General features: G+C 62.1%; 12 protein-coding genes. 7 read left to right on the plus strand and 5 right to left on the minus strand.

Features of this window, described 5'->3' with window-relative positions; all coding sequences use genetic code 11:
- The first annotated feature begins 1 nt into the window (after position 1).
- Genes nuoK through nuoN form a run of 4 tightly spaced genes read left to right on the plus strand, consistent with a single transcriptional unit; the run spans position 2 to position 5,219 of the window.
- Positions 2-310, plus strand: coding sequence for an NADH-quinone oxidoreductase subunit NuoK (gene nuoK, locus APH25_RS06960; protein ID WP_003251446.1), 309 nt, complete (start codon positions 2-4; stop codon positions 308-310).
- The gene (gene nuoL, locus APH25_RS06965) at positions 307-2,160 is read left to right on the plus strand and encodes an NADH-quinone oxidoreductase subunit L (protein ID WP_028632273.1); all 1,854 of its coding nucleotides are present in this window, start codon (positions 307-309) and stop codon (positions 2,158-2,160) included. The genes nuoK and nuoL overlap by 4 nt, the downstream gene beginning before the upstream one ends.
- 49 nt (positions 2,161-2,209) lie before the next feature.
- Positions 2,210-3,742, plus strand: coding sequence for an NADH-quinone oxidoreductase subunit M (gene nuoM, locus APH25_RS06970; RefSeq protein WP_028632272.1), 1,533 nt, complete (start codon positions 2,210-2,212; stop codon positions 3,740-3,742).
- Positions 3,743-3,749: 7 nt separating this feature from the next.
- Positions 3,750-5,219, plus strand: coding sequence for an NADH-quinone oxidoreductase subunit NuoN (nuoN, locus tag APH25_RS06975; RefSeq protein ID WP_060481466.1), 1,470 nt, complete (start codon positions 3,750-3,752; stop codon positions 5,217-5,219).
- Positions 5,220-5,314: 95 nt separating this feature from the next.
- Here the strand turns inward: nuoN and APH25_RS06980 are convergent, their stop codons facing one another.
- The gene (locus APH25_RS06980) at positions 5,315-5,578 is read right to left on the minus strand and encodes an ogr/Delta-like zinc finger family protein (RefSeq protein ID WP_060481467.1); all 264 of its coding nucleotides are present in this window, start codon (positions 5,576-5,578) and stop codon (positions 5,315-5,317) included.
- A 201-nt stretch (positions 5,579-5,779) separates the two neighbouring features.
- Between APH25_RS06980 and APH25_RS06985 the strand changes: the two genes are divergently transcribed.
- Positions 5,780-6,172 carry a helix-turn-helix domain-containing protein gene (locus APH25_RS06985; RefSeq protein WP_060481468.1) on the plus strand — a complete coding sequence of 131 codons (393 nt, stop codon included), beginning with the start codon at positions 5,780-5,782 and terminating at the stop codon, positions 6,170-6,172.
- Here the strand turns inward: APH25_RS06985 and APH25_RS06990 are convergent.
- From APH25_RS06990 to APH25_RS07000, 3 genes are read right to left on the minus strand one after another with little or no spacing between them, the layout of a single operon-like run.
- Positions 6,169-6,531, minus strand: coding sequence for a hypothetical protein (locus APH25_RS06990; RefSeq protein ID WP_028632269.1), 363 nt, complete (start codon positions 6,529-6,531; stop codon positions 6,169-6,171). The two genes, APH25_RS06985 and APH25_RS06990, sit on opposite strands and share 4 nt — an antisense overlap.
- Complete coding sequence (locus APH25_RS06995; protein ID WP_060481469.1) at positions 6,524-6,865, minus strand: head completion/stabilization protein; 342 nt, start codon at positions 6,863-6,865, stop codon at positions 6,524-6,526. Before APH25_RS06995 ends, APH25_RS06990 begins: the two co-directional genes overlap by 8 nt.
- Before the next feature lie 9 nt (positions 6,866-6,874).
- Entirely contained in the window at positions 6,875-7,159 is a 285-nt protein-coding gene (locus tag APH25_RS07000) for a helix-turn-helix domain-containing protein (RefSeq protein WP_256217490.1), read from the minus strand.
- A gap of 220 nt (positions 7,160-7,379) precedes the next feature.
- On the opposite strand from APH25_RS07000, the gene APH25_RS07005 reads away from it, so the two are divergent.
- Positions 7,380-9,452, plus strand: coding sequence for a TonB-dependent receptor domain-containing protein (locus APH25_RS07005; RefSeq protein ID WP_060481470.1), 2,073 nt, complete (start codon positions 7,380-7,382; stop codon positions 9,450-9,452).
- 55 nt (positions 9,453-9,507) lie between these two features.
- Here APH25_RS07005 and APH25_RS07010 read toward each other — a convergent pair whose 3' ends face one another.
- Positions 9,508-10,068 carry an NADPH-dependent FMN reductase gene (locus APH25_RS07010; protein WP_060481471.1) on the minus strand — a complete coding sequence of 187 codons (561 nt, stop codon included), beginning with the start codon at positions 10,066-10,068 and terminating at the stop codon, positions 9,508-9,510.
- Positions 10,069-10,225: 157 nt separating this feature from the next.
- Between APH25_RS07010 and APH25_RS07015 the strand changes: the two genes are divergently transcribed.
- Positions 10,226-10,444 (plus strand): hypothetical protein, encoded by a 219-nt coding sequence (locus APH25_RS07015; protein WP_028632265.1) that lies wholly within the window; start codon positions 10,226-10,228, stop codon positions 10,442-10,444.
- The last annotated feature ends 97 nt before the right edge of the window (positions 10,445-10,541 follow it).

A 10,541-nucleotide genomic window follows, 5' to 3' on the forward strand; every position in this document is an offset into this window, starting at 1 on the left:
CATGGGTGCTATCCCTCTCGAACATGGTCTGGCGGTCGCCGGCATCCTGTTCTGCTTAGGTCTGGTTGGCCTGATGGTCCGCCGCAACATCCTCTTCGTGCTCATGAGCCTGGAAGTGATGATGAACGCCTCTGCCCTGGCGTTCGTCGTCGCCGGCGCCCGCTGGGTGCAGCCTGACGGCCAGGTGATGTTCATTCTGGTAATCAGCCTGGCAGCCGCCGAGGCCAGCATCGGCCTGGCCATCCTGCTGCAGCTGTATCGCCGCTTCCACACTCTCGACATCGATGCTGCCAGTGAGATGCGCGGATGAACCTTCTCTTTCTGACTTTCGTCTTTCCCCTCATCGGCTTCCTGCTGCTGTCGTTCTCGCGCGGGAGGTTCTCGGAGAACCTGTCGGCCGTGATCGGCGTGGGTTCGGTAGGCCTGTCGGCGGCCACCGCCGCCTATGTCATCTGGCAATTCAACGTCGCCCCGCCTGAGGGTGGCGCTTATAGCCAGCTGCTGTGGCAGTGGATGTCGGTGGACGGCTTCGCGCCGAACTTCACCCTGTACCTGGATGGCCTGTCGGTCACCATGCTGGGCGTGGTCACCGGTGTCGGCTTCCTGATCCACCTGTTCGCCTCCTGGTACATGCGCGGCGAAGCCGGTTATTCGCGCTTCTTCTCGTACACCAACCTGTTCATCGCCAGCATGCTGTTCCTGATCCTGGGCGATAACCTGCTGTTCATCTACTTCGGTTGGGAAGGCGTGGGCCTGTGCTCGTACCTGTTGATCGGTTTCTACTACAGCAACCGCAACAACGGTAATGCAGCGCTCAAGGCGTTCATCGTCACCCGTATCGGCGACGTGTTCATGGCCATCGGCCTGTTCATCCTGTTCGCCCAGCTGGGTACGCTGAATGTGCAGGAACTGCTGGTGCTGGCACCGCAGAAATTCCAGGCCGGTGACACCTGGATGGTGCTGGCAACGCTGATGCTGCTCGGTGGCGCGGTCGGTAAATCCGCCCAGCTGCCATTGCAAACCTGGCTGGCCGACGCCATGGCGGGCCCTACCCCGGTTTCGGCACTGATCCACGCCGCGACCATGGTAACCGCTGGCGTTTACCTGATTGCCCGCACCAACGGCCTGTTCCTGCTGGCGCCAGACATCCTGCACCTGGTAGGCGTGGTGGGCGGCGTGACCCTGGTGCTGGCCGGCTTCGCCGCGCTGGTGCAGACCGACATCAAGCGTATCCTCGCCTATTCGACCATGAGCCAGATTGGCTACATGTTCTTGGCCCTGGGCGTAGGTGCATGGGACGCCGCGATCTTCCACCTGATGACCCACGCGTTCTTCAAGGCCCTGCTGTTCCTGGCGTCCGGCGCGGTGATCGTTGCCTGCCACCACGAGCAGAACATCTTCAAGATGGGTGGCCTGTGGAAGAAACTGCCCCTGGCCTACGCCAGCTTCGTGGTTGGCGGCGCTGCGCTTGCGGCCCTGCCTATCGTGACCGTGGGCTTCTACTCCAAGGACGAGATCCTCTGGGAAGCCTTCGCCAGCGGTAACTCCGGGCTGCTGTACGCCGGCCTGGTGGGTGCGTTCATGACCTCGCTGTACACCTTCCGCCTGATCTTCATCGCCTTCCACGGCGAAGCCAAGACCGAAGCCCATGCGGGCCATGGCATCAGCCACTGGCTGCCATTGGGCGTGCTGATCGTGCTGTCGACCTTCGTCGGCGCCTGGATCACTCCGCCACTGGCTGATGTACTGCCGCAAAGCGCCGGCCATGCCGGTGGTGAAGCCAAGCACGCACTGGAGATCACCTCGGGCGCCATCGCCATTGCCGGTATCCTGCTGGCGGCGTTGCTGTTCCTGGGCAAGCGCAGCTTTGTCAGCGCAGTCGCCAACAGCAGCCTTGGCCGGGTGCTGTCGGCCTGGTGGTTCGCCGCCTGGGGCTTCGACTGGATCTACGACAAGCTGTTCGTCAAGCCTTACCTGCTGATCAGCCACCTTCTGCGCAAGGACCCGGTCGACCGTACCATCGGTTTGATCCCGCGCATGGCGCGCGGCGGCCACGTTGCCATGAGCAAGACCGAGACTGGCCAGCTGCGCTGGTACACCGCTTCCATCGCCGTAGGCGCAGTGCTGGTACTTGGCGCTGTGGTAGTGGCCGCGGTATGACCATGAACCTTGCGAACCTTGCGACCCTGCAAAAGGAAATGAACCCGTCATGATTTTGCCTTGGCTGATCCTGATCCCCTTCATCGGCGGCTTCCTGTGCTGGCTGGCTGAGCGCTTCGGCGCCACCCTGCCACGCTGGATCGCGCTGCTGACCATGTCCCTGCTGCTCGGCATCGGCCTGTGGCTGTGGGCTAACGGCGACTACACCCTGGCCCCCGCTCCGGGCGCCGAGCCTGCATGGGCCCTTGAATACAAGGTCCAGTGGATCCAGCGCTTCGGCATCAGCATCCACCTGGCGCTGGACGGCCTGTCGCTGCTGATGATCCTGTTGACCGGCCTGCTCGGCGTGCTGTCGGTGCTGTGCTCCTGGAAGGAAATCCAGCGCCATGTCGGCTTCTTCCACCTGAACCTGATGTGGATCCTGGGTGGTGTGGTCGGCGTATTCCTGGCCCTGGACCTGTTCCTGTTCTTCTTCTTCTGGGAAATGATGCTGGTGCCGATGTATTTCCTCATCGCGCTCTGGGGTCATAGCTCGGCAGACGGCAAGAAAACCCGCATCTACGCCGCCACCAAGTTCTTCATCTTCACCCAGGCCAGCGGCCTGATCATGTTGGTGGCGATCCTGGGCCTGGTGCTGGTCAACTACAGCAATACGGGTGTGATCACCTTCAACTACAGCGACCTGTTGAAGGCTGACCTGCCGGCCGGTACCGAGTACCTGCTGATGCTCGGCTTCTTCATTGCCTTCGCGGTGAAGCTGCCGGTGGTGCCCTTCCACTCCTGGCTGCCGGATGCCCACGCCCAGGCGCCCACCGCGGGCTCGGTGGACCTGGCCGGTATCCTGCTGAAAACCGCCGCCTACGGCTTGCTGCGTTTCGCCCTGCCGCTGTTCCCCAACGCCTCGGCCGAGTTTGCGCCCATCGCCATGACCCTGGGCCTGATCGGGATCTTCTACGGTGCCTTCCTGGCGTTCGCCCAGACTGACATCAAGCGCCTGATCGCCTTCTCCAGCGTTTCGCACATGGGCTTCGTGCTGATCGGGATCTACTCCGGCAGCCAGCAGGCCCTGCAGGGTGCCGTCATCCAGATGCTGGCACACGGTGTTTCGGCTGCCGCGCTGTTCATTCTGTCGGGCCAGCTGTACGAACGCCTGCATACCCGTGACATGCGCCAAATGGGGGGCCTGTGGCACCGCATCGCCTACCTGCCGGCCATCAGCCTGTTCTTCGCCGCAGCCTCCCTGGGCCTGCCGGGCACCGGTAACTTCGTGGGCGAGTTCCTGATCCTGCTGGGTAGCTTCGTGCATGTACCGTGGATCACGGTCATTGCCACCACTGGCCTGGTGTTCGGCTCGGTCTACTCGCTGATCATGATCCACCGTGCCTACTTCGGCCCGAGCAAGGCCGACACCGTGCTGGCCGGCATGGACGCTCGCGAACTGATCATGGTCCTGGGCCTGGCAGTGCTGCTGATCCTGCTGGGCGTGTATCCGCAGCCGTTCCTCGACACCTCTGCCGCCACCATGAGTGGCGTGCAGCAGTGGCTCGGTTCCGCTTTCACTCAACTCGCTTCGGCCCGGTAAGAGCGCTATGGAATTCACCACTCAACACTTCATCGCATTGGCGCCGATGCTGATCACCACTATCACCACGGTGGTGGTGATGCTGGCGATCGCCTGGAAGCGCAACCACTCGCAAACCTTCCTGCTGTCCACCGTGGGCCTGAACCTGGCCCTGCTGTCGATCCTGCCGGCGCTGAAGGTAGCCCCCCTGGCGGTTACCTCGCTGGTGACCATCGACAAGTTCGCCTGCCTGTACATGGCGATCATCCTGGTGGCAACGCTGGCGTGCGTCACCCTCGCCCACGCCTACCTTGGCGATGGCGCCAAAGGCTTCCCGGGCAACCGCGAAGAGCTGTACCTGCTGCTGCTGATGTCGGCACTGGGTGGCCTGGTGCTGGTCAGCGCCAACCACCTGGCCGGCCTGTTCATCGGCCTGGAGCTGTTGTCGGTGCCGGTGTACGGCCTGGTGGCCTATGCCTTCTTCAACAAGCGGTCACTGGAAGCCGGCATCAAGTACATGGTGTTGTCGGCGGCAGGCTCGGCTTTCCTGCTGTTCGGCATGGCGTTGCTGTACGCCGACGCCGGCAGCCTCACCTTCGACCAGCTGGGCAAGGCCCTGGCCGCCACCAGCATGCCAAGCCTGCTGGCCCAGCTGGGCCTGGGCATGATGCTGGTCGGCCTGGCCTTCAAGCTGTCGCTGGTACCGTTCCACTTGTGGACCCCGGACGTGTATGAGGGCGCTCCTGCCCCGGTTGCCGCGTTCCTGGCCACGGCCAGCAAGGTGGCGGTATTCGCCGTGGTGGTACGCCTGTTCATGCTGTCGCCTGCTGCAAGCAGCGGTGTCTTGAGCACGGTGCTGGCCGTGATCGCGGTGGCATCGATTCTGGTCGGCAACCTGCTGGCGCTGACCCAGAGCAACCTCAAGCGCCTGCTGGGTTACTCGTCCATCGCCCACTTCGGCTACCTGCTGATCGCCCTGGTTGCCAGCAAGGGCCTGGCCATGGAAGCCATGGGCGTTTACCTGGTGACCTACGTGATCACCAGCCTGGGTGCCTTTGGCGTTATCACCCTGATGTCGTCGCCCTACGCTGGGCGTGATGCGGATGCGCTGTACGAGTACCGTGGCCTGTTCTGGCGCCGCCCGTACCTGACCGCCGTACTGACCGTGATGATGCTGTCGCTGGCGGGCATTCCGCTTACCGCAGGCTTCATCGGCAAGTTCTACATCATCGCCACAGGCGTCGAGTCGCAACTGTGGTGGCTGGTGGGTGCACTGGTGGTGGGTAGCGCCATTGGTGTGTACTACTACCTGCGCGTCATGGTGACCCTCTACCTGGTAGAGCCAAACCTGCGCCGTCACGATGCCCCGTTGAAGTGGGAGCAGCGCACCGGTGGCGTCATGCTGCTGGCCATCGCCGTGCTTGCGTTCGTGCTCGGCGTGTATCCGCAGCCGTTGTTGGACCTTGTTCAACAAGCCAGCCTGCAACTGATCGGCTGATCGGTCCGGCAACACGAAAACACCCCGCTTGTGCGGGGTGTTTTTGTATCTGCGCCATCAAGGTGGTGCGCCATCCATGGCCACATCGTTGCGCCTCACTCACCGTGGCAGCTCAGCGCTGTATCCGGTAACGCCGCCTTGCGCAAGTCGCCCTTGGCTGGCGGCAGGTAGACGCCGGGGTTTGGCATGCCGCTAGGGGACAACTCGTGGGTCATCTCGAACTCAGCGCGCACTGACCAGCCGCACGCCTCGGTGGTGCATTGCAAATAAGCAATTCGCAAGAAAATATGACGGCCTTCGCTGGTACGTATGCGCATGCGGCTATGGCAATGCGGGCAGACCAGTTTATAAGTACTCACGAGAAGTACCTGCTAGCATTGTCCATGCCCCTGCGATGCAGGCATGATCCGAACACCACGTAGGTTTTGGCTGAATGCAGGGCTGGGTGGCTCATCTTCAAGTTCCTCATGCGGGAATCCTCCTAAAAAAACACAGGGCTGTATTCATAACGAGTAGTTTAAGCCCATGGAATATCATTAAACCAGTGATGGATATTTGTTATGAGTACTCATGTACTTGCTGCAGTGATGGACCGCCTCAAGCAGCTGACCGGTGCCCAAACTGACGCGGAGCTTTCACGGGCGTTGTCGATCAGCCCGCAGACATTGAGCAGCTGGAAAGTACGCAACAGTATCCCGTACTCCCTTTGCATAAAAATTGCTACGCACTATGCGTGCTCTCTGGACTGGTTACTGCTGGGCAGAGACCAGGCCGGCTTTAGCCCTCAAGACGACGCTGCGTGGGAGTCGGATTTGCTGGGGCGATTGCGCAGCCTGTCCCCTACTGACCGGCAAGCCATCTTGCTGGTGATCAAGGACAAACAACGGATACAGCTGCTGGAACAGCGGCTGACCGAACTGGGCATGCACCTTGGCAGCAGTGGCATCCCTTAACCCCGTCGCCGCCAGCGCTGAATCAGCTCGCGCGGGTCCAGTGAATCCAGCCAGACCATGACCTTCAGGCTGATGGGTATGACCACAACAGCCGCGACGAAGGCCGACATGCCAGGGGTCAGCAAAGGCGCCACGGATGAAACCAAGGGTTCGAACAGGTGCCCTACCCCCACTGTCACGAACACCAGCAGCATTTTCTTGCCCAATGTAAGCCGCTTGGCCGTGTTGGTGATGAGCCGATCCCGGGCTGCGCTGACCAGCAAAGCGCCAAGCAAGGCGGCGAACAACACATTGGCCTCCCCGCTCAGCAGCTGTATCACCGCCTGGGATAACCCCCCTGCATCGAGTCGTTCAGCCATGGTGAACACCCCGACGCGATGAGCGTACATAGGGCACTCCCAGGTAATGCATGATTGCCGCGTCCACGAAGCACAGGTAACACACCCGCAGCGCACGCCCATGGTCATGCCCGCACACATCATCCAGGCGTTTGTAGCCCAGGCTGCGCAACACGGCCCGCCAGTTGGCAAACTCGCGGGCGGCCTCGATCACGGCGCAACGAGCGGCCACCTCGATTGCTGCATCACCGGTGCTTCGCTGCAACCTCAGGCGCTTGCGGAGCTTATTGAGCTCAATGCGTGGCCAGAACGGGTCGTGGCAGTCGGCAGCCCGTGCAGTGTCTTGATGATTCATGACCGTACCTCACGCTTCGGCCAACAGGCCGTAGCGAATGGCCTTGATCACAGCCCCTACCCGGGTAGGCACGTCGAATTTGCGCAGAATGTTGGACACGTGGAAATTCACCGTCGACTCCTTGCACCCCAGTATCTGCCCGATTTCCCACGAACTCTTGCCATAGGCGCACCACAGCAGTACCTGCTGTTCGCGGGGTGTCAGGCGTGCCGGGGCGCTTGTGGGTTCGCCGGTGGGCGCGCTTGTAGGGGTTGATGCGACGGATTGTTGCGGACCTCTTGCATCGGTAACCATGTTCGAACTCCAGGGTGGTTTGCGACCGGCGGTGCTGCCGACCTGTCGCCACCTTACGAAGCAAGTGCGCGCCCGCTCTAGCGACGGGCTTTGTAAAGAAACTTCGTACACTTGCGCGCTACCAAGAGTGCGAGAGATTTACTGGCTTTCGACGTGCTCCGAGCGCCATTTCGCTCGTCTCAACGCAGTTGTTCACCCGCTATCTACCTGGAGCCCTACAATGCGTCGCGTTTTGTCCCTACCCCCCTGCGTGGGCCTGCTGGGTGCGTTCATGGCTGCCCAGCCCGCGCAGGCAGCTGCACCGGTCGAACTGGGCCAGGTGTTGATCACCGAGGAGGAGCAGGACGACCTGAGCGCCGCAGGTGAACGCTTGCGGGCCATACCGGGCGCCAGCAACCTGGTGGACATGCACGGCGTTGGGCAGGGCCGCGTGGCCAGCAACCAGGACGTACTGGCCTACCAGCCGGGGGTATTCGCCCAGTCGGCAGGCAACGATGGGATCAAGCTGTCGATCCGTGGTTCGGGCATCAACCGGGCGCCAGGTGCTCACGGCTCGGGCGTGTACACGATGTTCGATGGCCTGCCCTTGACTGGCCCAGGCGGCACCCCCTATGAGCTGTTCGAACCCTTGTGGTTGAGCCGCGCCGAAGTGCTGCGAGGCGCCAATGGCTTCGACCAGGGTGCCTTGGCCCTTGGCGGTGCGATCAACTATGTCACCCACACGGGCCGCGACGCCGCGCCGTTACAGGTGCGCTACGAAGTGGGCAGCCGCGGCTACCAGCATCGGCATGTCAGCTCGGGCCAGGTGCTGGGTGACCTCGATTACTACGTAGCCCTGACTGACGTTGAGTACAACGGCTACCAGCGGCACAGCAGTGGCAGTGCCAAAGGGGTTGCCGCTAACGTTGGCTACCGCTTCAACCCGAACCTGGAAACGCGGTTCTACCTGCGTTACCGGGAAACCGAAAACGAACTGGCCGGCCGCCTGACCAAAGACCAGATCAAGCACCACCCGCGGGCAGCCAACCCGGGCTACCTGGCACGCGATGACAGCCGCCCGCAACCGGGCAGCACCTGGGTGGGCAACAAAACCACCTTCTACCTCGATGACGACGCCAGCCTTGAGGCTGGCCTGGTGTACCACGACTACCCCATGGACCTTCGCGAAGGGCCCATGCGCCTGAAGGTCGCCTACACCGATGTCAGCGGCACGCTCAGCTACAAGCGCCGCGACACGGTGTTCGGGCGTGAAAGCAAGACCACCATCGGCTGGCGCACCACCAAGCACCTGCCCAACAGCGGCGCATCGCAGTTTGCACGCAATGGCCATGTGTTCGGCGACCGCACGCGTGACTTTACCTATCAAGGGTCCGATACCGTGCTGCACCTGGGTAACGACCTGGAACTGGTACCCAACGTATGGCTGACCACGGGGCTTGCCGCCATCTATACCCGCCGCGAGAGTGACGTAACCTACCCCGCCCAAGGCGGCAAGGTGTCGATGCACGACTGGGACTACGCGCCACGTGTGGGCCTGCGCTACGACATACGCCCCGACCTGCAGGTGTACGGCAGCCTCAGCCGGTCGGTAGAGCCGCCGCACCCGTGGTCATTGATCTGGAGTTCGCCAAGCGTCGGCGGCAAGCAGATCCAGCCGATCAAGATGCAGAACCAGACCGCGACCACCCTGGAGCTGGGTGCCCGTGGCGACTCCGCACTCGGTCGCTGGGAGCTCGCCTGGTATTACTCGCGGGTCCGCCATGAGCTGCTGGCAGTTGAAGTGGTGCCCAATTTCACGTCCGAATTCAACGCCAGCGCTACGGTACACCAAGGTGTGGAAGCTGGCCTGCAGAGCACGTTGTGGGAAAGGCCAGGCACAGGCAAGCTCAGCGCGCGCCAGGCCTACACGTTCAGTGATTTCCACTACCGTGACGACGACCGCTTCGGCGACAACCGCCTGCCCGGCATCCCCATGCACTACTACCAGGCCGAGCTTCGCTACGACTGGCCGAGCGGGTTCTATGCCGGCGTGAACACCCAGCTGGCGTCGAAAGTGCAGGTGGACTACGCCAACAGCAACTATGCCGATGCCTACGCGATCATGGGGGCGCGGCTGGGCTGGGACTCGCCAAAGCAGGACTGGCAGACTTGGCTGGACCTGCGCAACCTGGCCAACAAACGCTACGCCGCCACGGTGACCCCGGCGTACAACGATGCAGGCAGGGACAACCCCCGCTCCACGCCCGGTGAAGGTTTTGGGGTGTATGCAGGGGTTTCTTACAGCTTCCGCTAACAGACCGTTACACCCGGGAGCGCCGCCATGCGGCCCTCCTGGGCGTCAACAGCTATCAAACAGCGCGGTTCAGCTTCACCCAAGAGGCGAACTTGTCGATGAACGCCTGCAAGAATGGCCGGGTCTTGTCATTGAGCTTGCCTGACTCGTCGAACAGGTTGGCCGCGCCGCCGATGTAGGCCTCTGGCATCTGCATACAGGGCATGTCGAGGAATACCAACGCCTGGCGCACGGCGTGGTTGGCGCCAAAGCCGCCGATGGCACCCGGCGATACACTGACGACCGCCGTGGGTTTACCCGCCCAGGCGCTTTGCCCATAGGGCCGGGAGCCGACATCGATGGCGTTTTTCAGGCAGCCCGGTATCGAGCGGTTGTATTCCGGGGTGACGAACAGCACTGCATCGCTATGACGGATATCATCGCGGAAACGGGTCCAGGCCTGGGGTGCCGCGTCAGCCTCGACATCTTCGTTGTACATAGGCAGGTCGCCGATTTCGACGATTTTCAAGGCCAGGCTCGAGGGGGCCAGCTCCGACAAGGCGCGGGCGACCTTACGGTTGTAGGACTCCTTGCGCAAGCTACCGACAACGACAGCAACCGAATACACCTGGGTCATGGCGATCTCCATACTTCACGGGTTCAAGGGACGATGTAGTTATAGATGACCCTTTTCAGGCGCTTTGGTTTTTTTTCGGGCGCACGAAAACTTCCCTGACCGTTCCACGGTCTATTACTGCATACATTTCTTACGCAATTCAGAGGGTTCCACCCAAATGGCAGCAGTAATGGTCGGCCAATTCCATGCCCGTGACGCCGAAGGCCGCATCTACCCCGTGCACGAGTTTCAGGAATCGACCCTGCAACTGGACGGCAGCACGACGGGCGCCCCTATCACCACCTATCGCCTTGCCATCGGCGACCGGGTCAACCACCTGGGTGAGAACCGCTTCGAGCTGGTGCGTACGGGTATCGAGATCATCCGTATTCCGTGAGGCGGGCGATGTGCAGGGGCTGCCTTACCCCTGTCCCTGTGGGAGCGGGTTTACCCCGCGAAGCAGGCAGCGCGGAGCATGGCACCGGCTTCGCCGG

The organism is Pseudomonas sp. NBRC 111119, from assembly GCF_001320125.1.
In the GTDB taxonomy this organism is placed as follows: domain Bacteria; phylum Pseudomonadota; class Gammaproteobacteria; order Pseudomonadales; family Pseudomonadaceae; genus Aquipseudomonas; species Aquipseudomonas parafulva.

Excerpts from the sequence above, each read along its gene's own strand:
- APH25_RS07005 (WP_060481470.1), top strand. The coding sequence starts at position 7,380 with ATGCGTCGCGTTTTGTCCCTACCCCCCTGCGTGGGCCTGCTGGGTGCG.
- nuoN (WP_060481466.1), top strand. The coding sequence starts at position 3,750 with ATGGAATTCACCACTCAACACTTCATCGCATTGGCGCCGATGCTGATC.
- nuoM (WP_028632272.1), top strand. The coding sequence starts at position 2,210 with ATGATTTTGCCTTGGCTGATCCTGATCCCCTTCATCGGCGGCTTCCTG.
- APH25_RS07000 (WP_256217490.1), bottom strand. The coding sequence starts at position 7,159 with ATGGTTACCGATGCAAGAGGTCCGCAACAATCCGTCGCATCAACCCCT.
- APH25_RS07010 (WP_060481471.1), bottom strand. The coding sequence starts at position 10,068 with ATGACCCAGGTGTATTCGGTTGCTGTCGTTGTCGGTAGCTTGCGCAAG.
- APH25_RS06985 (WP_060481468.1), top strand. The coding sequence starts at position 5,780 with ATGAGTACTCATGTACTTGCTGCAGTGATGGACCGCCTCAAGCAGCTG.
- nuoK (WP_003251446.1), top strand. The coding sequence starts at position 2 with ATGGGTGCTATCCCTCTCGAACATGGTCTGGCGGTCGCCGGCATCCTG.
- nuoL (WP_028632273.1), top strand. The coding sequence starts at position 307 with ATGAACCTTCTCTTTCTGACTTTCGTCTTTCCCCTCATCGGCTTCCTG.
- APH25_RS07015 (WP_028632265.1), top strand. The coding sequence starts at position 10,226 with ATGGCAGCAGTAATGGTCGGCCAATTCCATGCCCGTGACGCCGAAGGC.
- APH25_RS06990 (WP_028632269.1), bottom strand. The coding sequence starts at position 6,531 with ATGGCTGAACGACTCGATGCAGGGGGGTTATCCCAGGCGGTGATACAG.
- APH25_RS06995 (WP_060481469.1), bottom strand. The coding sequence starts at position 6,865 with ATGAATCATCAAGACACTGCACGGGCTGCCGACTGCCACGACCCGTTC.